General features: G+C 62.7%; 23 protein-coding genes. 17 read left to right on the top strand and 6 right to left on the bottom strand.

Features of this window, described 5'->3' with window-relative positions; genetic code table 11:
• Nucleotides 1–6: 6 nt before the first annotated feature.
• From ACZ1JM_RS07850 to ACZ1JM_RS07810, 9 genes are read left to right on the top strand one after another with little or no spacing between them, the layout of a single operon-like run.
• On the top strand, nucleotides 7–624 hold the full coding sequence (locus ACZ1JM_RS07850; protein WP_465134275.1) for an NADH-quinone oxidoreductase subunit J: 618 nt from the start codon (nucleotides 7–9) through the stop codon (nucleotides 622–624).
• Nucleotides 621–926, top strand: coding sequence for an NADH-quinone oxidoreductase subunit NuoK (gene nuoK, locus ACZ1JM_RS07845; protein ID WP_465134274.1), 306 nt, complete (start codon nucleotides 621–623; stop codon nucleotides 924–926). The genes ACZ1JM_RS07850 and nuoK overlap by 4 nt, the downstream gene beginning before the upstream one ends.
• 4 nt (nucleotides 927–930) lie before the next feature.
• Complete coding sequence (gene nuoL, locus ACZ1JM_RS07840) at nucleotides 931–3,033, top strand: NADH-quinone oxidoreductase subunit L (protein WP_465134273.1); 2,103 nt, start codon at nucleotides 931–933, stop codon at nucleotides 3,031–3,033.
• A 4-nt stretch (nucleotides 3,034–3,037) separates the two neighbouring features.
• The gene (locus ACZ1JM_RS07835; protein ID WP_465135012.1) at nucleotides 3,038–4,573 is read left to right on the top strand and encodes an NADH-quinone oxidoreductase subunit M; all 1,536 of its coding nucleotides are present in this window, start codon (nucleotides 3,038–3,040) and stop codon (nucleotides 4,571–4,573) included.
• Nucleotides 4,573–6,036, top strand: coding sequence for an NADH-quinone oxidoreductase subunit NuoN (nuoN, locus tag ACZ1JM_RS07830; protein ID WP_465134272.1), 1,464 nt, complete (start codon nucleotides 4,573–4,575; stop codon nucleotides 6,034–6,036). Before ACZ1JM_RS07835 ends, nuoN begins: the two co-directional genes overlap by 1 nt.
• Entirely contained in the window at nucleotides 6,033–6,755 is a 723-nt protein-coding gene (locus ACZ1JM_RS07825; RefSeq protein WP_465135011.1) for a biotin--[acetyl-CoA-carboxylase] ligase, read from the top strand. The genes nuoN and ACZ1JM_RS07825 overlap by 4 nt, the downstream gene beginning before the upstream one ends.
• A 15-nt stretch (nucleotides 6,756–6,770) precedes the next feature.
• A complete protein-coding gene (locus tag ACZ1JM_RS07820; protein ID WP_465134271.1) occupies nucleotides 6,771–7,550 on the top strand; it encodes a type III pantothenate kinase in 780 nt (259 codons plus the stop codon).
• A complete protein-coding gene (locus ACZ1JM_RS07815) occupies nucleotides 7,547–9,172 on the top strand; it encodes a ribonuclease J (RefSeq protein ID WP_465134270.1) in 1,626 nt (541 codons plus the stop codon). Before ACZ1JM_RS07820 ends, ACZ1JM_RS07815 begins: the two co-directional genes overlap by 4 nt.
• 12 nt (nucleotides 9,173–9,184) lie before the next feature.
• Nucleotides 9,185–9,475 (top strand): DUF1467 family protein, encoded by a 291-nt coding sequence (locus ACZ1JM_RS07810; RefSeq protein WP_465135010.1) that lies wholly within the window; start codon nucleotides 9,185–9,187, stop codon nucleotides 9,473–9,475.
• Nucleotides 9,476–9,493: 18 nt separating this feature from the next.
• On the opposite strand, the gene ACZ1JM_RS07805 is transcribed toward ACZ1JM_RS07810, so the two are convergent.
• On the bottom strand, nucleotides 9,494–11,020 hold the full coding sequence (locus ACZ1JM_RS07805) for a CpaF family protein (RefSeq protein WP_465134269.1): 1,527 nt from the start codon (nucleotides 11,018–11,020) through the stop codon (nucleotides 9,494–9,496).
• A gap of 116 nt (nucleotides 11,021–11,136) precedes the next feature.
• Here ACZ1JM_RS07805 and ACZ1JM_RS07800 point away from each other — a divergent pair, with 116 nt between their 5' ends.
• Entirely contained in the window at nucleotides 11,137–11,469 is a 333-nt protein-coding gene (locus ACZ1JM_RS07800) for an HNH endonuclease (RefSeq protein ID WP_465134268.1), read from the top strand.
• Here ACZ1JM_RS07800 and ilvC read toward each other — a convergent pair whose 3' ends face one another.
• The 4 genes from ilvC to miaA all read right to left on the bottom strand — a co-directional run bounded on the left by ilvC (nucleotide 11,470) and on the right by miaA (nucleotide 16,021).
• Nucleotides 11,470–12,513: a ketol-acid reductoisomerase gene (gene ilvC / locus ACZ1JM_RS07795; RefSeq protein ID WP_465134267.1), complete on the bottom strand. Its 1,044-nt coding sequence runs from the start codon at nucleotides 12,511–12,513 to the stop codon at nucleotides 11,470–11,472.
• Nucleotides 12,514–12,595: 82 nt separating this feature from the next.
• Entirely contained in the window at nucleotides 12,596–13,114 is a 519-nt protein-coding gene (gene ilvN / locus ACZ1JM_RS07790; RefSeq protein ID WP_465134266.1) for an acetolactate synthase small subunit, read from the bottom strand.
• 14 nt (nucleotides 13,115–13,128) lie between these two features.
• Entirely contained in the window at nucleotides 13,129–14,871 is a 1,743-nt protein-coding gene (gene ilvB, locus ACZ1JM_RS07785; RefSeq protein WP_465134265.1) for a biosynthetic-type acetolactate synthase large subunit, read from the bottom strand.
• Between the two features lie 169 nt (nucleotides 14,872–15,040).
• Nucleotides 15,041–16,021 (bottom strand): tRNA (adenosine(37)-N6)-dimethylallyltransferase MiaA, encoded by a 981-nt coding sequence (gene miaA, locus ACZ1JM_RS07780; RefSeq protein ID WP_465134264.1) that lies wholly within the window; start codon nucleotides 16,019–16,021, stop codon nucleotides 15,041–15,043.
• Here miaA and serB point away from each other — a divergent pair.
• Nucleotides 16,014–16,895, top strand: a complete 882-nt coding sequence (serB, locus tag ACZ1JM_RS07775; RefSeq protein WP_465134263.1) for a phosphoserine phosphatase SerB — start codon at nucleotides 16,014–16,016, stop codon at nucleotides 16,893–16,895. The genes miaA and serB overlap by 8 nt on opposite strands.
• Nucleotides 16,896–16,986: 91 nt before the next feature.
• On the top strand, nucleotides 16,987–17,622 hold the full coding sequence (locus ACZ1JM_RS07770) for a DUF1345 domain-containing protein (protein ID WP_465134262.1): 636 nt from the start codon (nucleotides 16,987–16,989) through the stop codon (nucleotides 17,620–17,622).
• A 5-nt stretch (nucleotides 17,623–17,627) separates the two neighbouring features.
• Here the strand turns inward: ACZ1JM_RS07770 and purL are convergent, their stop codons facing one another.
• The gene (gene purL, locus ACZ1JM_RS07765) at nucleotides 17,628–19,787 is read right to left on the bottom strand and encodes a phosphoribosylformylglycinamidine synthase subunit PurL (protein WP_465134261.1); all 2,160 of its coding nucleotides are present in this window, start codon (nucleotides 19,785–19,787) and stop codon (nucleotides 17,628–17,630) included.
• 266 nt (nucleotides 19,788–20,053) lie between these two features.
• Between purL and ACZ1JM_RS07760 the strand changes: the two genes are divergently transcribed.
• The 5 genes from ACZ1JM_RS07760 (at nucleotide 20,054) to queA (ending at nucleotide 23,618) form a co-directional block, all read left to right on the top strand.
• On the top strand, nucleotides 20,054–20,308 hold the full coding sequence (locus ACZ1JM_RS07760; RefSeq protein WP_465134260.1) for an exodeoxyribonuclease VII small subunit: 255 nt from the start codon (nucleotides 20,054–20,056) through the stop codon (nucleotides 20,306–20,308).
• Between the two features lie 3 nt (nucleotides 20,309–20,311).
• On the top strand, nucleotides 20,312–21,220 hold the full coding sequence (locus tag ACZ1JM_RS07755; protein WP_465134259.1) for a polyprenyl synthetase family protein: 909 nt from the start codon (nucleotides 20,312–20,314) through the stop codon (nucleotides 21,218–21,220).
• On the top strand, nucleotides 21,220–21,735 hold the full coding sequence (gene coaD / locus ACZ1JM_RS07750) for a pantetheine-phosphate adenylyltransferase (RefSeq protein ID WP_465134258.1): 516 nt from the start codon (nucleotides 21,220–21,222) through the stop codon (nucleotides 21,733–21,735). Before ACZ1JM_RS07755 ends, coaD begins: the two co-directional genes overlap by 1 nt.
• Nucleotides 21,736–21,850: 115 nt before the next feature.
• Nucleotides 21,851–22,534 (top strand): peptidylprolyl isomerase, encoded by a 684-nt coding sequence (locus tag ACZ1JM_RS07745; protein ID WP_465134257.1) that lies wholly within the window; start codon nucleotides 21,851–21,853, stop codon nucleotides 22,532–22,534.
• A gap of 55 nt (nucleotides 22,535–22,589) precedes the next feature.
• Nucleotides 22,590–23,618 (top strand): tRNA preQ1(34) S-adenosylmethionine ribosyltransferase-isomerase QueA, encoded by a 1,029-nt coding sequence (gene queA / locus ACZ1JM_RS07740; protein ID WP_465134256.1) that lies wholly within the window; start codon nucleotides 22,590–22,592, stop codon nucleotides 23,616–23,618.
• Nucleotides 23,619–23,690 lie beyond the last annotated feature (72 nt).

Genomic DNA, 23,690 nt, shown 5'->3' with positions numbered 1-23,690 from the left:
GCTTTCATGATTCACGTAATCGCCTTCTACCTCTTCGCGGTGATGACCGTCGCCTCCGGCGCGATCACCATCCTCGCGCGCAACCCGGTGCACTCGGTGCTCTGGCTGATCCTGGCGTTCTTCAACGCGGCGGGCCTGATGGTGCTGACCGGTGCCGAGTTCATCGCGATGCTGCTGGTGATCGTCTATGTCGGTGCGGTCGCGGTTCTGTTCCTGTTCGTGGTGATGATGCTCGACATCGACTTTGCGTCGTTGCGTGCCGGTTTCGTTCGCTACTTCCCGTTCGGCGCGCTTGTGGCGCTGGTCCTGCTGGCCGAAATGGTGCTGGGCATCGGCGCGTATCGCGCCGGATCGATGGAGCTCGGCACGCCCAACGGCATGGCCGCAACGCCTGCAGGAACCTCGAATATCGAGGCGATCGGCGCGCTGCTCTACAGCCGTTATCTGTTCCTGTTCGAAGCCGCCGGGATCATCCTGCTGGTCGCCATGATCGGCGCGATCGTACTGACCCACCGCCAGCGTGGCGACACGCGGGGCCAGAAGATCAGCAAGCAGAACCAGCGTCGCCCGCAGGACGCGACCGTCAACGTGAAGCCTGAAATCGGCAAGGGGGTCCAGCTGTGATCGGCGTCGAACACTATGTCGTGGTAAGCTCGATCCTGTTCGTGCTTGGGGTCCTCGGCATTTTCGTCAACCGCAAGAACATCATCGTCATCCTGATGGCGATCGAATTGATCCTGCTTGCGGTGAACATCAATCTCGTCGCGTTCAGCGCTTTCCTGCACGACCTTACTGGCCAGATATTCGCCATGTTCGTGTTGACGGTCGCTGCGGGCGAGGCGGCAGTGGGGCTTGCAATCCTTGTGATCTATTTCCGTGGCCGCGGCACCATCGCCGTCGACGACGTCAACCGGATGAAGGGGTAAGGCCTTGGACCCGATCCTATTCATCGTCTTCCTACCGCTTCTGGCAGCGATCGTCGGCGGACTTGCCAACAAGTCGCTCGGCTTCGTCATCCCCAAGGTCCTCACGACCGGCGCGTTGTTCATTGCCTGCGCGCTGTCGTGGCCGATCTTCCTCGGTTTTCTGGGCGGCAGCCAGTCTGAGCACGTGGTTCCCGTGCTCAAGTGGGTCGCTTCGGGCACGATGACATTCGACTGGACGCTGCGGGTGGATTCGCTCACCGCCGTCATGCTGGTGGTCATCACTTCGGTATCGGCGCTCGTGCACCTCTATTCGTGGGGTTACATGAGCGAGGAGCCGGATCAGCCGCGCTTCTTCGCGTACCTGTCGCTCTTCACGTTCGCCATGCTGATGCTGGTGACGGCAGACAACCTGGTGCAGATGTTCTTCGGATGGGAAGGCGTTGGCCTTGCATCCTACCTCCTCATCGGTTTCTGGTTCCGCAAGCCTTCCGCCGGCGCTGCCGCGATCAAGGCGTTCGTCGTCAACCGCGTGGGCGACCTGGGCTTCATGCTCGGCATCTTCGGCACGTATCTGGTGTTCGGCACCGTATCGATCCCGCAGATCCTCGACGCCGCGCCGACGATGGCCGGGTCGACGATCGGCTTCATCGGCATGCGCGTCGATACGATGACTGTCCTGTGCCTGCTGCTGTTCATCGGCGCGATGGGCAAGTCGGCGCAGCTTGGCCTGCACACCTGGCTTCCTGACGCAATGGAAGGCCCGACACCGGTATCGGCACTGATCCACGCGGCGACGATGGTCACCGCAGGCGTCTTCATGGTCTGCCGTCTCTCGCCGATGTTCGAGCAGAGCGAAACCGCAATGCATGTCATCACCTTTATCGGTGCTGCAACGTGCTTCTTCGCCGCGACGATCGGGTGCACGCAGTGGGACATCAAGCGCGTCATCGCCTATTCCACCTGCTCGCAGCTGGGCTACATGTTCTTCGCTGCAGGCGTTGGCGCCTATGGCGCGGCGATGTTCCACCTGTTCACGCACGCCTTCTTCAAGGCTCTTCTGTTCCTTGGTGCCGGTTCGGTGATCCACGCGATGCACCATGAACAGGACATGCGTTTCTACGGTAATCTGCGGAAGCATATCCCGATCACGTTCTGGACGATGACGGCGGGCACGCTGGCCATCACCGGTGTCGGTATCGCTGGTTTCATCGGCTTCGCGGGCTTTTATTCGAAGGACGCGATCCTTGAAGCGGCATTCGGTTCGGGTACGTCGGTTGGCACCTTTGCCTTCTGGATGGGTATCCTAGCCGCGCTGATGACCAGCTTCTACTCCTGGCGTCTCGTGTTCCTGACGTTCTTCGGCAAACCGCGCTGGAACCGGTCCGAACATATCCAGCATGCGGTCCATGATGCGCACGGAAATGGGGATCATCACGATGCGCCCGCGCAGGAAGATGCCGGTCACGAAACCGACCAGCATGATGCGCATGCCCATGGGCACGGCGGTCATGTACATGGGCATGCCTCTGATCATGGCGACGGCACGGGCGGATACCATCCGCACGAAAGTCCTTGGGTCATGCTGCTGCCTCTGCTGGTTCTTTCGTTGGGAGCCATTTTCGCGGGGCTCGTCTTCCACGACGCGTTTGTTTCCGAAGGCGAGGGTGCCTTCTGGAACGGAGCGCTGGTGTTCCATGAACATTTGATCCACGCGATGCACGCCGTCCCGACGTGGGTGAAATGGTCGCCGTTCACGGTCATGGCGATCGGCTTCATCATCGCCTGGTACGGATACATCCGTAACCTTAACTTCCCGAAGATGGTCGTCGACCAGCTCGGCCCGGTCTACACGTTCGTCTATCGCAAGTGGATGTTCGACGAACTGTACCATTACGTCTTCGTCGTCCCCGCATTCTGGCTCGGCAAGGTGTTCTGGAAGGTGCTCGACATCGGCGTCATCGACCGGTTCGGTCCTGACGGTGCTGCCTGGGCTGTCGCCAAGGGTTCGACTTACGCGCAGAAGGTCCAGTCGGGCTATCTGTACAGCTACGCTCTTGTCATGCTGCTGGGCCTTGTCGGCGCCATCAGCTGGGTGATCGCGGGATAAGATGATGAGTGGTTTTCCGATCCTCAGCCTGATGTTGGCCGTGCCGCTGCTCGGTGCGCTGGCCTGTCTATTTCTTGAAGCCAAAGCGGCGCGCAGCGTCGCGCTGATCGCCACTCTGATCGACTTTGCGCTCGGCGTCGTGCTGTGGCTCAACTTCGACATCGGGGGTGCCCAATGGCAGTTTACCGAGCGGCTCGAGATTTTCTCGGGCTTCTCATGGGCGCTTGGCATCGACGGTATTGCCCTGCTCCTGATCATGCTCTCGGTGTTCCTGATGCCGATCTGCATCGGCGCCAGCTGGAACTCGATCGAAAAGCGCGTCGGCGAATACATGGCCGCGTTCCTGCTGGTCGAGACGCTGATGATCGGCGTGTTCGCGGCGCAGGATATCTTTCTGTTCTACATGTTCTTCGAAGCCGGCCTTATCCCGATGTACCTGATCATCGGCATCTGGGGCGGGACGGACCGCATCTACGCAAGCTACAAGTTCTTCCTGTACACGCTGCTCGGCTCGGTACTGATGCTGGTGGCAATGCTGTGGATGGTGCACACCGCGGGCACGACCGACGTGCCGACGCTGATGGCCTACGATTTCGACCCCAGCGTGCAGACGTGGCTGTGGTTGGCCTTCTTCGCCAGCTTTGCTGTGAAGATGCCGATGTGGCCGGTTCATACCTGGCTTCCTGCTGCACACGTGCAGGCACCGACAGCCGGATCGGTCATTCTGGCGGGCGTTCTGCTGAAGATGGGTGGCTACGGCTTCATCCGCTTCTCGCTGCCGATGTTCCCAGAAGCGTCCGCATACTTTGCGCCGCTGATCTGGGGTCTGTCGATGGCAGCGGTCGTCATCACCTCGCTGATCGCGCTGGTGCAGAGCGACATGAAGAAGCTGATCGCCTATTCGTCCGTCGCTCACATGGCGATCGTTACGATCGGTCTGTTCGCCTTCAACGTGCAGGGGCTAGAGGGTTCGATGCTGGTGATGCTCAGCCATGGTCTGGTGTCCGGCGCGTTGTTCCTGTGCGTCGGAATCATCTACGATCGTCTGCATACCCGGGAGATCAACCGCTATGGCGGCCTTGCGATCAACATGCCGCGTTATGCGCTGTTCTTCCTGCTGTTCACGATGGCATCGATCGGCCTTCCGGGCACCAGCGGCTTCGTGGGCGAATTCCTGAGCCTTGGCGGCATCTATCAGGTATCGACCTGGACAGCCCTGATCTGCACCACCGGCATCATCCTTGGTGCAGCGTACATGCTCTATCTTTATCGCCGGGTCGTCTTTGGCGACCAGAAGAACGCCGCCGCCGCCGCCATGCCGGACCTCGACGCGCGTGAACTGCTGATGGTTGTTCCGCTCGCGCTCGCGGTCTTGTGGATGGGTGTCTACCCTGAAAGCTTCATCGCTCCGATGCGCGCCGACATTGCCGCGCTCGATGCTCGCCTTGCTCGGGCGAAGCCGGCGGGAGACAGCAAGATAGCAATCGGCAAAGCTAAGCCTGCGCATGCGGAATCGGCTGCGCACGAGGGGTCACACTGATGGACTGGTCGCAGTCGCTGCGCCTGATCGCGCCGGAAACAACGCTTAGCATCGCGGGCCTGATCCTGCTGCTGATCGCCGCCTGGGGCGGGGACAAGGCAAGCCGCCTGATATCGATCCTGGGTGTCACCGCTCTGATCGGCGTCACGTTCCTTGTCGCTCCGGCGCTGTGTCAGGGCCATGTTGGCGCGGATTATTCCGCCTTCTTCGGCCAGATTCGGGCAGACGCCTTCTCCAGCTATGCCAAGATCCTGATCTATCTCTCGGCCGCTACGACGCTGATCGTCGCGCCTGCGTTCTTCGAGCGGACGGGCACGATGCGGGCTGAGTTTCCTGTTCTGGTCATCTTCGCCGCGCTGGGTAGCGGGATCATGGTTTCGGCCGGCGATCTGCTGACGCTGTACATTGGTCTGGAGATGAATTCGCTGGCTGCTTACGTGCTGGCGGCGTTCGTGCGCACTGATGGGCGTTCGGCGGAAGCGGGCCTGAAGTATTTCGTGCTGGGCGCGCTGGCCTCGGGCATCCTGCTGTTCGGCATGAGCCTGACCTACGGGTTTACCGGCACGACGTCGTTCTCGGACATCAACGCGGCGCTGGCAGGCGGCCTTTCGCATGGCGCGCTGTTCGGCATCGTCTTCATGCTCGCAGGCCTTGCTTTCAAGATCAGCGCCGTACCATTCCACATGTGGACGCCCGACGTTTACGAAGGCGCGCCGACGCCGGTGACGAAGTTCTTCGCCACGGCCGGCAAGGTCGCTGCGATCGGTCTGACGATGCGCGTCCTCCTCGATGCGTTTGGTGATCAGGCCGCTGCATGGCGCCAGATCATTGTCTTCATCGCGCTCGCCTCGATCGTCGTCGGTGCACTGGGTGCGATCGGGCAAAAGAACATCAAGCGCCTGATGGCCTATTCGTCGATCAACAACGTCGGCTTCATCCTTGTCGGCCTTGCCACCGCGAACGAGCAGGGTGCTTCGGCGATGCTGTTTTATCTCGCCGTCTATGTAGCCATGTCGATCGGCGGGTTCGTGGCTATCCTCATGCTCAAGGACGAGAACGGAGCACAGGTGGAGGAAATCGCACGTCTAGGCGGATTGTCGCGTACGCGTCCCGGTCTGGCGCTGGGCCTTGCCATCGTGATGTTCAGCCTTGCCGGTATTCCACCGCTGTTCGGTTTCTGGGGCAAGTTCCTGGTTTTCAAGGCCGCCGTCGATGCGGACATGATGGCGCTGGCGTTCCTTGGCTTCGCGGCCTCGGTGATCGGTGCGTTCTATTACCTGAAGATCGTCAAGGTCATGTACTTCGACGAGCCGGTCGATGCGGTGACGGGTGACAGCGATGTGTGGCACAAGGCGATCCTGATCGTGACCTGCCTGATCATGTCGCCACTCGGTTACCTGCTGACCAAGTGGCTGACGGGCATGACGGACACGGCGGCAACGGCGCTGTTCTTCGCGCTTTGATCCGTACGGTCGAGCAAACTGGCTCCACCAACGAGGATCTGGCTCGCCGGGCAACAGCGGGCGAATATCTGGCTGAGGGTGACTGGCTGATCGCGGATCGGCAAATCGCCGGCCGGGGTCGCCTTGGCCGGGTCTGGAATGACGGCCTGGGCAATTTCATGGGATCGACGGTGGTGCGTATAGCGCCCGGCGATCCCGCTCCGGCGACGCTGGCATTGCTTACGGGGCTTGCGGTCCACCGAGCTGTTATGCGTTTTGTGCCGGGCGGGCATCAGGTTCTGCTGAAATGGCCGAACGACGTTTTGCTGGACGGCGGCAAGGTGGCGGGCGTGCTCCTGGAAATGACGGCCGGGGTCGTCATCATCGGCATCGGCGTCAATCTGGCGGTCGCCCCGGTGATACCAGATCGCCCTGTGGCATGCCTTAACGATCTGGGGTCGGCCGCCGATCGTGACACCTTCGCAGACACGCTCGCCCGATCGTTCGACGCTGAACTGGAGCGTTGGCGGACGGTCGGCCTTGCTCCGCTGCTACGTCGCTGGCAGGCTGCCGCTCATCCAGAAGGTACGCCGCTACGGGTATCGCCCCCCGGGGAGGAGCCGCTGGATGGCACGTTCGCAGGCCTGTCCGACGACGGCAATTTGCAGCTTGCCTTGCCAAGTGGCGAGATGCGGACCATTCACGCTGGCGACGTCATACTGTCGACCAACCGCGTTTGAGGAAACGATAGGCCCATGCTGCTTGCTATCGATGCCGGCAATACCAATGTCGTCTTCGCCCTGCTGGAGGGGCGGACCATCCGTGGGCGTTGGCGCATCGCGACCGATCCGCGCCGTACCGGGGACGAATACGCGGTCTGGCTGATGCAGCTCCTGTCCATCAGGGGCGTGGACGCGAAGGCGATCGACCAGATCATCATTTCGACGGTCGTTCCGCGTGCGCTCCACAACCTGGAAATTCTGGCGCGCCATTATTTCGATGTGGAGCCGTTGATCGCCGGTCATGGCGAGGCGGAGTACGGCATCGACATCGATGTGGACGAGCCGCGTTCGCTGGGTGCAGACCGGGCGGTGAACGCCGTTGCCGCTCATGCCAAGCATTCAGGCGACCTGATCGTCGTCGATTTCGGCACGGCGACGACGTTCGACGTGGTCGATTTCAACGGGGCCTACAAAGGTGGCATCATTGCCCCCGGTATCAATCTGTCGCTCGATGCGCTCGTCGGCAACACCGCGAAGCTGCCGCGCATCGCGATCGAAATTCCCAAGAGCCAGAGCGTCGTCGGGCGCAATACTGAAGACCAGATGCTTATCGGTGTATTCTGGGGCTACGTAGCGATGATGGAAGGCCTGATCGCGCGGATTCGGGCTGAAATCGGGCGTCCGGCCAAAGTGATTGCCACCGGCGGCCTTGCCGTACTCTTCCACGAAGCAACCGACATTTTTGACGCCGTCGACGCGGATCTGACGATCGACGGCCTCGCCATTCTTGCGCAAAGGGCCGCATCTACGTGATTCCAGGTAAAGAACTGCTGTTCTGTGCGCTCGGCGGCTCGGGCGAGATCGGTATGAACGTCAATCTCTATGGGTGCCATGGCAAGTGGCTGATGGTTGACCTTGGCATGACCTTCTCGGGGAACGAATACCCCGGCGTCGATCTCGTATTCGCCGACCTCGAATTCATCGAGAACGAGCGGGAGAACCTGCTCGGCGTGGTGCTGACCCATGCGCATGAGGATCACATCGGCGCGGTGCCGTACTTCGCGCAGGAACTGGGCGTGCCGCTTTACGCGACGCCGTTCACCGCCAAGCTGGTCGCAGCCAAGCTCGAAGAAGCAGGTATTCTGGACGAGGTGGAGCTTATCGTGGTCGACGACCTCGAACGGTTCGACATCGGACCGTTCGGGATCCGCTACGTGCCGCTGGCGCACTCGATCGCCGAAGGCAACGCGCTGGTGATCGAAACGCCCTATGGCCGCATCTTCCACACCGGGGACTGGAAGCTGGACGATGAGCCGCAGGTCGGCACCCCGGCCACCGAAGCGGAACTGACCGCCATCGGCGACGAAGGAGTGCTCGCGCTCGTTTGCGATTCGACCAACGTGTTCAACCCGGAAGCGTCGGGCTCCGAAGGCGAAGTCTATCGCGGGCTTCTGGCGGAAGTGAAGCGGCACAAGGGGCGGCGCGTTCTGGTGACGACGTTTGCCTCCAACGTGGCGCGGCTGCAGACGCTGGGCGATGTCGCGAAGAAGACGGGGCGCCAATTGTGCGTTGCCGGGCGATCGCTTGATCGCATCATCGGCGTCGCGCGATCGTGCGGGTATCTGAAGGACCTGCCGGAACTGATCGACGTGGAAACCGCGATGGGCCTGCCGCGCGACGAAGTGCTGATCGTCGGCACCGGCGGGCAGGGCGAACCGAGGGCGGCGCTGGCGCGCATTGCCGAGGGAAGCCACCCTATCAAGCTAGACAAGGGCGATGTCGTGCTGTTTTCCAGCCGCCAGATCTCCGGTAACGAGATCCAGATCGGCCGCATTCAGAACCGACTCGCTGATGCCGGGGTCGTCGTTGTCACGGACCGGCAAAGCCCGATCCATGTATCCGGCCATCCCGGTCGTCCTGAACTTCAGGCGCTCTACGGGTGGCTGCGACCGCAGATTTTGCTGCCGGTCCATGGTGAAATCCGCCATATGAAGGAGCAGGTGCGGCTCGGGCTGGAAAGCGGCATTCCCAAGGCGATCTTCCAGAAGAACGGCGATCTTGTACGTCTGGCGCCCGATCGTGCCGGGAAATTCGGCGAAGTCCGTTCCGGCCGTCTGATTCTGGATGGCGACATCATCGCGCCGGCCGATGGCGAGGCGATGGTCATGCGCCGACGGATCGCCTTCAACGGCGTCGTTTCGGTCGCGGCCGATCGCAAGGGCAACGTGCAGGTGTCCGCGCTTGGCCTGCCGCTGGACGAAGACTATGACGACTTCGTGGCCGAAGCGCAGAAGGACGTGGCGGATGCGCTGGGCCGCGCGAAGAAGGCGGAGCGCGGAGTGCGGACGGAGGCAGCACGATTGGCGGCCCGCCGCGCTGCTACCCGCTGGTCGGGCAAGAAGCCGCAGGTTCAGGTCCTGCTGCTGGAGGATTGAGGCGTCATGGCGATGAAATGGACCTCGATCGTTGCGATCTATGCCCTGTTCTGGGTGCTCAGCGCGTTTCTGGTCATGCCGTTCGGGTTGCGCACGCCTAATGAGGTCAGCGGGCATAACGTGCCCAAGGGCCACGCCGATAGTGCGCCGGTGAATTTTCGGCCTGGCCTGATCTCGATGCGGGCAACGGTGCTGGCCGTCATTCTTTGCGGCCTGTATTACCTGAACTATCAGTATCAGTGGATCACCACTGACGACCTCAACTTCTTCGGCAAGCCGCCGGTAGACGATCTGGGGTACTGATCGCCAGCGGCTCGCCGGTCAGAGGCACGCTTCTAGAAAGGCCTGATCGAAGCCGAACTGGCGGGCCTTTTCCAGCGTGTACGGGCGCAGGCCAGAGGCGCGGTATTCGCCGATGATCTTGCCGTCGTCGGTTTCGTCCAGATATTCGAACTTGAACAGTTCCTGCGTGACGATGACGTCGCCTTCCATGCCGATCACTTCGGTGATGTTGGTGGTGCGGCGCGAGCCGTCGCGCAGGCGCTTGACCTGAACGATAAGGTCGACCGATTCCGCAATCTGGCGGCTGATCGCTTCCTTGGGGATCTTGATGTCGCCCATCAGGATCATGTTTTCCATACGGCCCAGGCATTCGCGCGGGGAGTTGGCGTGCAGCGTGCACATCGATCCGTCGTGACCGGTGTTCATCGCCGCCAGCAGATCGAAGCACTCCGCGCCGCGAATTTCACCTAAGATAATGCGGTCCGGGCGCATACGCAGGGCGTTCTTGACGAGATCGCCGATGGTAATGGCGCCCTGGCCTTCAAGGTTGGGCGGGCGGGTTTCCAGCGGTAGCCAGTGCGGCTGCTGCAGGCGGAGTTCGGCGGCGTCCTCGATGGTCAGCACGCGCTCGCCCGGGTCGATCATCTTCGACAGGGCATTGAGCATGGTGGTCTTGCCCGAGCCGGTGCCGCCCGAGATGACGATGTTCATCCGGCAAGCGCCTGCGATCTTGAGCGCGGTGGCCATCTTCTCGCTCATCGAGCCAAAGCCCTGGAGCATGTCGATGGTGATCGGCTTTTCGGAGAATTTACGAATCGAGATGGCGGTGCCGCGCAGCGACAGAGGCGGTACGATCACGTTGACGCGGCTGCCGTCCTTGAGGCGGGCGTCGGCCAGCGGCGTGGTCTGGTCGACGCGGCGGCCGACCTGGTTGACGATGCGCTGGGCGATCTGGAACAGGTGCTGCTCGTCGCGGAACTTGGTGGGGGCGAGCTGCAGCCGGCCCTTCTTTTCGATGTAGGTCTGGTTCGGGCCGTTGACCATGATGTCCGAAATATCGGGGTCGTTCAGCAGTTCTTCCAGCGGACCGAACCCAAGCAGTTCGTCGATCAGCACCTTTTCGAGCGCGAACTGCTCCCGGCGGTTGAAGGTGATCTTGAGTTCCGCCAGCACCTCGATGATGATCGGGCGGAATTCCTCGGACAGCTCGTCCTTGGTTAGCGTGGCGGCGGCTTCGGGATCGACTCGTTCGAGCAGGCGAGGGAGGACCTGCTCCTTGATCTTGTGGATCGACGCTTCGAAGCCATCCTGCTCGGACGGTTCATGAACGGCGTTGGCGCGATCGGCCAGGCGCGACATCGCATCATCACGCATCGCGGCGGCGGTCATCGGCACGCCATCGTTGCCGGGAAGCGGTGGGAATTGATCGCCAGCGCCGGGAATCGGCACACCGCCCGCACCGCCAACCGGCTTTTCCGGACCCTTCAACGGCTTTGCCACGCCGAATGCGGGGCGAGCGCCCGGGACCATTCCGCCTACACCGTTACGCCGACCAAATGCCGTCATGAAACTTCCAACCCTTCGATCGCCCGACTTGCCGCGGGCGTGAACCATTGCGACTTAGGCCATGGTTAAGGTTGAAACTTTGATAACTTCCTAATGACGTACGATTGCAGGACGCCATGATCGCAAAAGACGATGAGCAGACGTGCTGGCTGTGCGAGCGCGCGTTGGGCAGGCGCGTGGAGCGGCATCATCCGGTGCCGAAAAGCCGGGGCGGGCGCGAAACCGTGCCGCTGCACCCGATCTGCCATCGCACGATCCACGCCGCGCAGACGAATGCGCAACTGGCGCGAATTGGCGGCGATGTGGACGCCTTGCGCAACGTGGACGAGATCGCCCGATTCGTGCGCTGGGTGGCATGCAAGCCGCCCGACTTTCACGCGCCGACGCGGGCGCAAGTAGCGAGGGGTGGGGAAGGGGACGGTCTGCCCGCCCCCTTCCGCCGCCGATGATCAGTTCTTGGACTTGTCGACCAGCGCGTTCGCGCCGATCCAGGGCATCATGGCGCGCAGCTTGGCGCCGGTTTCCTCGATCGGGTGGCGCAGGGCGGCCTTGCGCGAGGCCTTCAGCTCGGGCTGGCCGGCGCGGTTGTCCATCACGAAGTCCTTGACGAACCGGCCCGACTGGATGTCCTCCAGAACGCGCTTCATTTCCTTTTTGGTTTCGTCGGTGATGATGCGCGGGCCGGTCTTGATGTCGCCGTATTCGGCGGTGTTCGAGATCGAGTAGCGCATGTTGGCGATGCCGCCTTCGTACATCAGGTCGACGATCAGCTTCAGTTCGTGGAGGCACTCGAAATAGGCCATTTCCGGTGCATACCCAGCTTCGACCAGGGTTTCGAAACCGGCCTGGACGAGCGCGGTGGCGCCGCCGCAAAGCACGGCCTGCTCGCCGAACAGGTCGGTTTCGCATTCCTCGCGGAAGTTGGTCTCGATGATGCCCGAACGGCCGCCACCCACTGCCGACGCATAGGCGAGCGCAACGTCCTGCGCATTGCCGGTCACGTCCTGGTGGATCGCGATCAGGCAGGGGACGCCGCCGCCGCGCTGGTATTCGGAGCGCACGGTATGGCCCGGACCTTTGGGAGCGATCAGGAACACGTCGATGTCGGCGCGCGGCTCGATGAGGCCGAAGTGAACGTTCAGGCCGTGAGCGAAGGCGAGCGCAGCGCCCGGCTTCAGGTTGGCGTGAATGTCATCAGCGTAGATCGCGGCCTGATGCTCGTCGGGGGCGAGGATCATGATCACGTCGGCCCAGGCGGCGGCTTCCTTGTTGGACAGCACCTTGAAACCGGCGGCTTCGGCCTTCTTCGCGGTGGCCGAGCCTTCGCGCAGGGCGATGGCCACGTCCTTGACGCCGGAATCGCGCAGATTCTGGGCGTGGGCGTGGCCTTGGCTGCCGTACCCGAGGATCGCGACCTTCTTCTGGGTGATCAGGTTGATGTCGCAATCGGCGTCGTAATAAACCTTCATGACTTTAGTCCTTGCTGTCGCCATTCTTCCGCATCGGCGACGACCGGTAAAAGTCGCCTGAGCGGCAATGGCAGGGGTTTGAATGTCGTATTCGGGTTAGTTGAAATCAGGCTTCCACGGTGCCGCGGATCATGCCGACGATGCCGGTGCGGCCGACTTCGACCAGACCTAAGTCCCGCATCAGCGAGACGAACGTGTCGATCTTGTCAGGCGCGCCGGTCAGTTCGAAAATGAAGCTCTCGGTCGTGGTATCGACGGCCTTGGCGCGGAAGATATCGGCAAGGCGCAGGGCCTCCACCCGCTTTTCGCCCGTGCCCGCCACTTTGACGAGCGCGAGTTCGCGAGCGACGTGCGGGCCGACTTCGGTCAGGTCCACCACCTTGTGCACCGGCACCAGCCGTTCCAGCTGGGCGTGGATCTGATCGATCTGGTCCGGCGGGCCGCGCGTGACGATGGTGATCCGGCTTACCGCATGGTTTTCGGTGATGTCGGCCACGGTCAGGCTGTCGATGTTATAGCCCCGCGCGGTGAACAGCCCGGCGATCTTGGCCAGAATGCCTGCCTCGTTATCGACCGTGACGGTCAGAACGTGGCGTTCCTCGGCCTCGTGATGAATGCGCATCATTGTCCTGCTCGTCCTCAGACCAGTGCCTTGGCTTCATCGTCCATCGTGCCAAGCACATGGTCGCCATAGAGGAGCATCTCGGTATGGGCGCCGCCCGAAGGGATCATCGGGAAGCAGTTGGATTCCTTGTGAACCAGGCAGTCCACGATGACCGGGCCGGGGTAGTCCATCATTTCCTTGATCCCGGCGTCGAGCTGGCTTTCATCCTCGATGCGGATGCCCTTCCAGCCATAGGCTTCGGCCAGCTTCACGAAGTCCGGAAGGCTGTCCGAATACGAATTCGAGAAGCGGCTTTCGTATGTCAGTTCCTGCCATTGGCGGACCATGCCCATCCACTCGTTATTGAGGATGAACACCTTCACCGGCAGCCGGTATTGCGTGGCGGTGCCCAGTTCCTGAATGTTCATCTGGATCGAGGCGTCGCCGGCGATGTCAATCACCAGCGCATCGGGATTGCCGCACTGCGCGCCGATGGCGGCGGGAAGGCCATAGCCCATCGTACCGAGACCACCCGAGGTCAGCCACTTGTTGGGCGAGAAGAACGGGAAGTGCTGAGCTGCCCACATCTGGTGCTGGCCGACCTCGGTGGAGATCACCGGCTCCTGATCCTTGGTCAGTTCATACAGACGCTGGATCGCCAGCTGCGGCATGATCGCATCGGGATTGGCGGGATAGCACAGGCTTTGCTTTTCGCGCCACTTGTCGATCCTGGCTTTCCACTCGGTAAGGTCCTGGCCCTTGGTGCTGCCCCATTCGGCCAGGATCTGTTCGAGCACCGTGGCGCAATCGCCGACGATCGGCAGATCGACGCGGACGATCTTGTTGATCGACGAGCGATCGATGTCGATGTGGATCTTCTTGGAATTGGGCGAAAAGGCGTCCAGCCGTCCGGTCACGCGATCGTCGAACCGCGCGCCGATGCAGACGATCAGGTCCGCCTCGTTCATCGCAAGGTTCGCCTCATACGTGCCGTGCATGCCCAGCATGCCCAGCCAGTCGGCATGATGCGCCGGGAACGCGCCGAGGCCCATCAGCGTCGAGGTGACAGGCGCGCCGGTCTTCGCCTGCAGTTCACGCAGCAGTTCGCTGGCGCGCGGTCCGGCGTTGATGACGCCGCCGCCGGTGTAGAACACCGGTGCCTTGGCCGCCGCGAGCATCTTTACCGCCTGCGCGATTTCCTCGCTCGCGCCACGGGTGCGCGGGGCATAGCGCTGGCGGCGCTGGGTCGGGCCGTCATTCCAGATGGCGGAGGCGATCTGGACGTCCTTGGGAATGTCGATCAGCACCGGACCGGGGCGGCCGGTCGTGGCGATCTGGAATGCCTCGTCGATGACGGCGGCAAGCTCGGCCGGGTCTTTCACCAGATAGTTGTGCTTGGTGCAGTGGCGCGAGATGCCGACCGTGTCGCATTCCTGGAACGCGTCGGAGCCGATCAGCCCGGTGGGCACCTGACCGGTGATGACGACGAGCGGGATCGAATCAAGAAACGCGTCGGCAATGCCGGTGACGGCATTGGTCGCGCCGGGGCCGGACGTGACGAGAACGACGCCGGGCTTCCCGGTGGAGCGGGCATAGCCTTCGGCAGCATGGGCCGCGCCGGCTTCGTGGCGGACGAGGATGTGGCGGATGCGCTCGTCACCAAAAAGGGCATCGTAGATCGGAAGCACGGCGCCGCCGGGATAGCCGAACACGAATTCGACCCCCTGCTTGACCAGGCTTTCGACCAGGATGTTGGCGCCGCTGCGCTCTTCACTCACAACACATTCCTTTGTCCACGTACCCGAATGGCCGCCCTGTCCTGCGGGACTGAGAGCCTTAATGGAGCCGACCCGGCACGACGGCTGCGCCGTACCGGGTCGTCCTCTCCTCCCTGCATAACTTCCAATCAGCAGGTGCCATGGCCTCTACGGACCAAGGGGGTGTGGGTCAACCCAGAAAGCGCAATAAAATATCATCAAAAGCGCCTTGAGCGTAATTTTGCAATTGGATGCGCGGCCAGTGAGGGGGTGGCTGATGGCGTAGCCAGGTGAATTGGCGCTTGGCGTAGTTGCGCGTGGCCTGGGCACCGCTGGCGATGGCGACATCAAGGCTCAAGTCACCGCGAAGGACACCCGCCAGTTCGGCCACGCCTATGGCGCGCATCACCGGCTGATCGGGGTCGAGGTGGCGCTCCAGCAGCGCTTCCACTTCGGCCAGGGCACCGCGTTCGATCATCCGGGCGAAGCGCATGTCGCAGCGGGCATACAGCGCCTGCCGATCGGGAAGGAGGATCGCGGGGTGCACTGATACGGCGCCACCAATGCCGCCGGTGGTCTGCGTCTGCCAATGCGCCAGGCCATGCCCGGTCGAGCGGACCACCTCCAGCGCGCGGGCAACCCGGGTCGTGTCGGCAGGGGCAAGGCGGGCGGCGCGTTCGGGGTCCTCCATCGATAGCGCTGCATAGGCCTGATCGACGGGCAGGGCGCGCACCGCTTCGCGCACGGCCGGGTCGATCGGCGGAATGGGTGCAATGCCGTCAAGCAGGGTACGGATATAAAGCCCTGTGCCGCCGACGAGGATCGGCACCGCTCCGTCTGCATGCACGGCGGCGATCGTGTCACGGGCAGCGCGCGCCCAGTCGGCGGCGGAGCATGCCTGCGCGCCGTCCCAGGCGCCGAACAGCCGGTGCTCGATACCGCCCATGTCCTCTGCGGTGGGGCGGGCGCTCAGGATCGTAAGGTCGGCGTAGACCTGCGAGCTGTCGGCGTTGATCACCACTGCCCGCCGCCCGCGCCGTTCCAGTTCCTGCGCCAGCAAAACGGCACAATCGCTCTTGCCGCTGGCGGTCGGCCCTGCGATGAGCGCCAGCGGCGGCCGGTCTCCGGCGGCGATATCGTATGGTGCATCAAGGGAATTCGCAGTGCTCATTGCCCGGCTGATAGCAGAACCGGACCACCTTTCGGCAAGACTCGAAGCAGCGAAGGCACAGATGGCCGAAGCGGGCGTGCGGATCGCCGATGCGTCGATGCTCAGTTTCTGTGGCCAGACGATGCAGATCGATTCGCCCGACGATGATGCTGCGGCCCTGCGCACCGCCCTCGACGCGCATTTCGCGCCCACCGACGGGCTGGTGACGCGCGACGAACCGATCGTGCCGCGCCTGTTCATCTCGGACATGGACTCGACCATGATCGGGCAGGAATGCATCGACGAATTGGGCGATTTCGCGGGTCTTAAAGACCGCATCGCCGCGATTACCGAGCGGGCCATGCAGGGCGAACTGGATTTCGAACAGGCGCTTCGCGAACGCGTCGGTTTGCTGGAAGGGCTGGGCGTCGATGCGATCGACGAGTGCCTCGCCACGCGTATCCGGCCGATGCCGGGAGCGCGGGTGCTGGTGGAAACGTTTAAGAAGCTGGGCTGCCGCACCGTACTGGTGACGGGTGGATTCCATCATTTTGCCGATCCGGTGGCCGAGCAGCTTGGTTTCGAGCATGTCGTCGGCAATCGTCTGGACGTGGCGAGCGGCAAGCTGACCGGCGGTCTGGTAGGCGGTATCGTCGATTCGGCGGTCAAGAAAGCCACCTTGCTGGCCGAGATGGAAAGCCTTGGCGACGGAGCGACCAGCCTGGCGACGGGCGACGGCGCCAACGACATTCCGATGCTCGAAGCCGCGACGTACGGCATCGCCTACCACGCCAAACCCAAGGCCCGCGCCGCCGCCAACGGCTGGATCAATCGCGGCGACCTTACCAGCGTGCTGCGCCTTCTGGGTATTCCGCAGTCCGACTGGGTAGGCTGATGGCTTAACGCCTTTGCGCGATCAATTTTTGGCTTTCCACTTGCTCCGCAAAAGGCATTGATCGACGCCACGCCCGCGCAAAGGAACAGCGATGCAGGTTCGATTCGGCCATCCGCGCTATCTGTTGTTCCTGATGGTGTTCGCACTCGCGGCGCTGGGTCTTGCCGCGCTCATGCCGAAGGCGGAGGCGGTGATTGCCGGGTTCGACCTGGGCGTGCTGGCTTTCGCGGCTTCGTGCATCCCGCTGTGGCGGAGCGGGCGGCCCGAGGTGATGCGGGCGCAGGCCAAGCGTGACGATGCCGGTCAGTTCCTGCTGCTGGTGCTCAGCAGCGTTATCAGCGTCGTCATCCTCTCGGCGTTGAGCCTGCTGATCCTCGACAAACAGGAACTCGGAATGGGCGGTATCGCCCTGCTGGTGGGCACGCTGATCGCCAGCTGGACGTTCGCGAACCTGATCTACGCGTTCCACTACGCCCGGCTTTATTACTCACCGGACGATGACGGCGATCATGAAGGTCTCGATTTTCCCGGCGATTGCACGCCGGACTTCTCGGACTTCGTGAACTTTGCCTTCGTGATCGGGATGACCTGCCAGACCGCAGACATCGACATCACCAAGGCCGCCGTCCGCCGGGTCACGACGTTTCACGGCCTGTTCGCCTTTGCCTTCAACCTTGGAATCTTGGCGCTGAGCGTCAACGTCCTTGCTGGCTCAGCGCCGGGGTAGGCGGATCAGGCTTCCATCCAGTCGGCGAAGAAGGCCTCGTTGGCCCGGCGCAGATCGGCGATCTCAAGCCCATCGACGGTCGTCCCGCCAACCCGCCCGATCTTCACCGCGCCGCGAAGCTCGGTACCCGCAGGTGCCGTCACCACATAACGCGACTGGTCTTCACCGAACGCCTGCGCCGTGGTCAGCGCGGTGTCGAGCGTGCAGCCGATCCCGCTTGCCAGAGCCATTTCGGAGAGCGCGACAATCAGGCCGCCGTCGCTGATGTCGTGAACGGCGGTGACTTTACCGGCGCCGATCCATTCGCGGATGGTCGCGCCATTCTCGGCCTCGGCCTTCAGATCCACGATCGGCGCACCACCGGCTTCGCGCCCGGCAATCGTTTTGAGCCACAGTGACTGGCCAAGGTGAGTACCTTCTCCGCCGAGCAGGAAGATGTCGTCGCCATCGTTCTTGAACGCGATCGTCGCCATCCGGTCATGGTCCACCAACAGGCCGACGCCACCGATCGCCGGGGTCGGCAGGATGGCCGAGCCGCCGCCGGTCGCCTTGGATTCGTTGTAGAGCGAGACGTTGCCGGACACGATCGGATAGTCGAGCGCGCGGCAGGCATCGCCCATGCCGTTCAGGCACCCGACGATCTGCGCCATGATCTGGGGGCGCTGCGGGTTGGCGAAGTTCAGGCAGTTGGTGATCGCCAGCGGCAATCCGCCCACCGCGCTGATGTTGCGGTAGGTTTCCGCGACCGCCTGCTTGCCGCCTTCGTAGGGATCGGCATAGCAATAGCGCGGCGAGCAGTCGGTGCTGATCGCCAGCGCCTTTTGCGTGCCGTGCACGCGCACGACGGCGGCGTCTCCGCCCGATTTCTGCATCGTGTCGGCGCCGACCTGGCTATCGTACTGTTCCCAGATCCACTTGCGTGAGGCCAGGTCGGCACTGCCCATGAGGGCGAGCAGGTCGGCAGCGATGTCGGTGGTTTCGGGCACATCTCCCAGCGCGGGGACAGCGGCCCACGCCTTGTATTCCTCGGCCGAAACGTAGGGGCGCTGATATTCCGGTGCGTCGTCCGCGAGCGGGCCGAGCGGAATGTCGCACACCACGTCGCCGTTGAATTCCAGCACCATGTGGCCGGTGTCGGTCACTTCGCCGATCACGGCAAAGTCCAGCTCCCACTTGGAGAAGATGGCTTCGGCCATGGCTTCCTTGCCGGGCTTCAGCACCATGAGCATGCGCTCCTGGCTTTCGCTCAGCATCATTTCATACGGTGTCATCGCCTCTTCGCGGCAGGGCACCTTGTTCATGTTGAGGCGGATGCCAGCGCCGCCCTTGCTGGCCATTTCGACCGAGGAGGAGGTAAGGCCGGCCGCGCCCATGTCCTGAATCGCGACGATCGCGTCGGTCGCCATCAGTTCAAGGCAGGCCTCGATCAGCAGCTTTTCGACGAAAGGATCGCCGACCTGGACGGTGGGGCGCTTTTCATCGATGTCGTCACCGAAGTCCGCGCTTGCCATCGTGGCGCCGTGAATGCCGTCACGCCCGGTCTTCGAACCGACATAGACGATCGGGTTACCAAGGCCGGTGGCGGCGCTGTAGAAAATCTTGTCGGTATCGGCGACGCCAACGGTCATCGCGTTGACCAGGATGTTGCCGTCGTAAGCCTTGTGGAAATTCGTCTCGCCACCAACGGTCGGCACGCCCACGCAGTTGCCGTAGCCGCCGATGCCCGCGACCACGCCCTTGACCAAGTGCTTCATCTTCGGGTGATCGGGACGCCCGAAGCGCAGCGCGTTCATGTTGGCGACGGGCCGTGCGCCCATCGTGAACACGTCGCGCAGGATGCCGCCGACGCCGGTCGCGGCGCCCTGATACGGCTCGATGTAGCTGGGGTGGTTGTGGCTCTCCATCTTGAAGATGGCGGCCTGGCCGTCCCCGATATCGATGATGCCGGCGTTCTCACCGGGGCCGCAGATCACCCAGGGGGCTTCGGTCGGCAGCTTCTTCAGGTGGAAGCGGCTGGATTTGTACGAGCAGTGCTCGGACCACATGACCGAGAAGATGCCGAGTTCGACGAGGTTCGGCTCACGGCCCAGCGCATGCAGGACGCGCTCGTATTCCTCGGGGTTGAGGCCATGCGCCTCGACGACTTCTGGGGTGATCGTGCTCATGGCCCCGCGCCTTAGCCATGTCGATGCGCCTGCGCTAGACTGCTTTGGAATGATGAGGCGGCTGGCGGCATTTTCCTACATGCGCCGCGCCTGCTATCCTGCCAGCGGCTCTTTCATGTCGTCGATCGGCAGAGGCGCATTTCGTCCTTGTGAACAAGGTACGGCGCATGTGTTTCATCAACTAAACCCGTCGCGATGCCGTTGGGTCGGCGGTAATTTCAGGGTGCCACCTTGACCGTCCCCAAGGACGCCGCCATTGCTGCGGCATGGCATCCGAGACGCAAACCATCGATACCCTGAGCTTCGAAGACGCCCTGCGCGGCCTCGAAACCATCGTCCGCCAGTTGGAAAGCGGCGACGTGCCGCTGGAGGATTCGATCACGCTCTACGAAAAGGGCGAGAAATTGCGCCTGCATTGCCAGAAGCGGCTGGACGCGGCGCAGGCCCGGATCGAGCGGATCGTTGCCGGACCCGATGGCGCCGCCGCATCGACCCAGCCTTTCGACGCGGCGGAACGCTGAATCATGGACGCCGGGGGGCTGACCGATTCGCTGCTGGCCGATGGCATGAAGCGCATTGCCGAGGAGATCGACGGGGCGTTCGATGCTCTGCTCCCGGTTCCTGATGACGCCCGCGCCAAGCTGGTCGAGGCGATGCGCTATGCGGCGATCGGCGGGGGCAAACGGCTGCGGCCGCTGCTGCTGGCCTCCGTCGCGGAAATGTACGGGGTTCAGCGGGAAGCGGCCATCAGGGCGGCGGTGTCGATCGAATCGATCCACGTCTATTCGCTGATCCACGACGATCTGCCGTGCATGGACAACGATGCCCTTCGCCACGGGAAGCCGACGCTGCACATCGCCTTTGACGAAGCGACGGCAGTGCTGGCGGGTGACTCGCTGCACGCCTTCGCATTCGAAGTGCTGGCCGATACCGCCACCAGCCCCGATCCGTTCACGCAGATCGAACTGGTCCGCACCCTGGGCCACGCCAGCGGCGCGCAGGGAATGGCCGGAGGGCAGATGATGGACCTCGTCGCCGAATCGAGCGAGTTCGATTTGCAGACCGTAACCCGGCTCCAGCAGTTGAAGACCGGCGCGCTGCTTGGCGCTGCGGTTGAAATGGGCGCTATCCTGGGGCGCGTTCAGCCTGAGGGCAGGGCGCATCTGCGTGGTTATGCCCGGGACATCGGGCTTGCCTTCCAGATCGCTGACGACCTCATCGACCATGAAGGCGATGCCTCGGTTGCTGGCAAGGCGGTCGGCAAGGATGCGCAGGCGGGCAAGGAAACGTTCGTGTCACTCCTCGGCCCAGACCGTGCTCGCGATCAGGCTCGGATGCTGGTGGAACAGGCCGTGGGCCATCTGGCCCAGCATGGGCCGGAAGCGGATCTGCTGCGCAGCGTCGCACGCTATATCATTGAAAGAGATCACTGATGGCATCCGAGCGCATTGGCGTTTACCCAGGGACGTTCGATCCCATCACGCTCGGCCATGCCGACATCATCCGTCGCGGGGCCAAGCTGGTCGATCGGCTAATCATCGGGGTGACGACCAATCCGTCGAAGAACCCTCTGTTCACGCCGGAAGAGCGCATCGCCATGGTGGAGCGGGAAGCAGCCGCCCTCGGGATCGATAACGTCTCTGTCGTGGGCTTCAACGCGCTGTTGATGAAGTTCGCGCAAAAGCAGGGTGCTAGCGTTATCGTCCGGGGCCTGAGAGCAGTCGCCGACTTCGAATACGAATACCAGATGGCCGGCATGAACCAGCAGCTCAACGCGACGATCGAGACGATCTTCCTGATGGCAGACGTCGGCCTGCAGCCGATTGCGTCCAAGCTGGTGAAGGAGATCGCGATGTTCGGCGGCGATATCGCCAAGTTCGTCAGCCCGGCAGTGCGCGAAGATGTGGTTTCGCGCATCGCCAAGAACGGTCTCCTCGGGGATTACTGACCCGGCGAGCGAAATGCCGATGCAATTCGTTCATTGTGTCGAAAGCGGCAGCGCTCTATCGCGCCGAATTCGGGACCGGTCGGATCCTCTCCCTTTATTGGCCAGTGAGTAACTCATGAAGTTTCACCTTTCCGTGACCGCGCTGATGATGGGTGCCGCCCTGGCGGCTGCTCCGGCTTTCGCCAAGAAGGAAGAACCGGCTCCCCCGGCGCCGGCGGCGCTTCCCACGGCGATCGATACCGACATCACGCATGAGCCGGAGAACGTTCTTCTGCTGGACCTGTCGAATGGCGGCCGCGTGGCGATCCGGATGATGCCGCAATGGGCGCCGCATCACGTCGAGCGGGTGAAGGCCCTCGCTTCGCAGGGTTTCTACAACGGCGTGATCTTCCACCGCGTGATCGATGGGTTCATGGCACAGACCGGCGATCCCACCGGGACCGGGCAGGGCGGATCGCAATTGCCTGACCTTCAGGCCGAATTCAATTCCATGCCGCACCTTCGTGGAACGGTTTCGATGGCGCGCACGAATGAGCCGAACAGCGCCAACAGCCAGTTCTTCATCGTCTTCTACCCGCGTTTTGCGTTGGATCGGAAGTACACGGTTTTCGGCCGCGTCATTGCCGGCATGAACTATGTCGACACCATCCAGCGCGGTGAGCCGCCCGAAAATCCTACGAAGGTCGTCCAGGCCTCGCTGGCGTCAGAGCACAAGCCGGCACCGGCTCCGGTCGCAGCGCCGGTTGCGCCGGCTGCCGTTCCCACCGCTAGCGACCTGAGCAACTCGAAGTCGAACTAGGCAGCATCATCGGCGACCTTGCCGACGATGCACCAGTGGGCTAGCGCGCGGCGCCATGCGCGTTGACCTTTTCGATTTCGAACTCCCATCCGAAAATATCGCCCTCCGCCCGGTCCGCCCGCGCGATGCAGCGAAGATGCTGGTGGTCGATGGCGACCAGCCATTCTCCGATCGCCATGTTCGTGATCTGCCGTCCCTGCTCCGTCGCGGAGACGTTCTGGTATTCAATGATACGCGCGTCATTCCTGCCCAACTGGAAGGCACCCGCGGAGAAGCCCGGATCGGCGCTACGCTGCACAAACGCATCGATCTGCGCCGGTGGCAGGCCTTCATTCGCAACGCCAAGAGACTGCGGGCCGGCGACGTCGTCGCTTTTTCAGCCGAGGTGAACGCAACCGCCGAAGAGCGCCATGACGACGGCAGCTGGACCCTGGCGTTTCACGGTGAAGAACCGGTCGAGGTCCTGCTCGAACGAGCCGGTCGCATGCCGTTGCCGCCCTATATCGCCGGTAAGCGTCCCACTGACGACGCCGATACCACTGACTACCAGACGATGTTTGCGCGGGAGAAGGGGGCTGTTGCAGCGCCGACGGCAGCGCTTCATTTCACGCCGGAACTCGTCGCGGCTTTGGGGGAGGCAGGTATCGGCAGTGAAACGCTGACCCTCCACGTCGGCGCGGGAACATTCCTGCCGGTGAAAGCCGACGACACGTCCGATCATCAGATGCATGCAGAGTGGGGGCGGATCGATACCGACACAGCCAATCGGCTCAACGCCGTCCGGGCAGGTGGCGGTCGGCTGATCGCTGTGGGCACCACCTCGCTGCGCCTGCTCGAAAGCGCCGCTGGAGACGATGGCATCATCCGCCCTTTCGAGGGCGACACATCGATTTTCATCACACCGGGATACCGCTTCAAAGCGATCGATGGCCTGATGACCAACTTCCATCTGCCAAAGTCGACGCTGTTCATGCTGGTCAGCGCCTTGATGGGGCTGGAGCGGATGCAATCGGTCTATGCCCATGCGATCGGGAATGGATATCGCTTCTACAGCTACGGGGATTCCAGCCTGCTGCTTCCCTGACACGGTGGGAACGGGTTATCAGACCGAATATCGGCTGGAGGGCTTGGAACGATCGGGCTTTCCCCTCATTCA

This window comes from Novosphingobium sp. BL-S-24 (genome assembly GCF_055521575.1).
The sequence above is the reverse complement of the archived record's forward strand: the minus strand, read 5'-3'. Positions and strand labels throughout refer to the sequence as shown.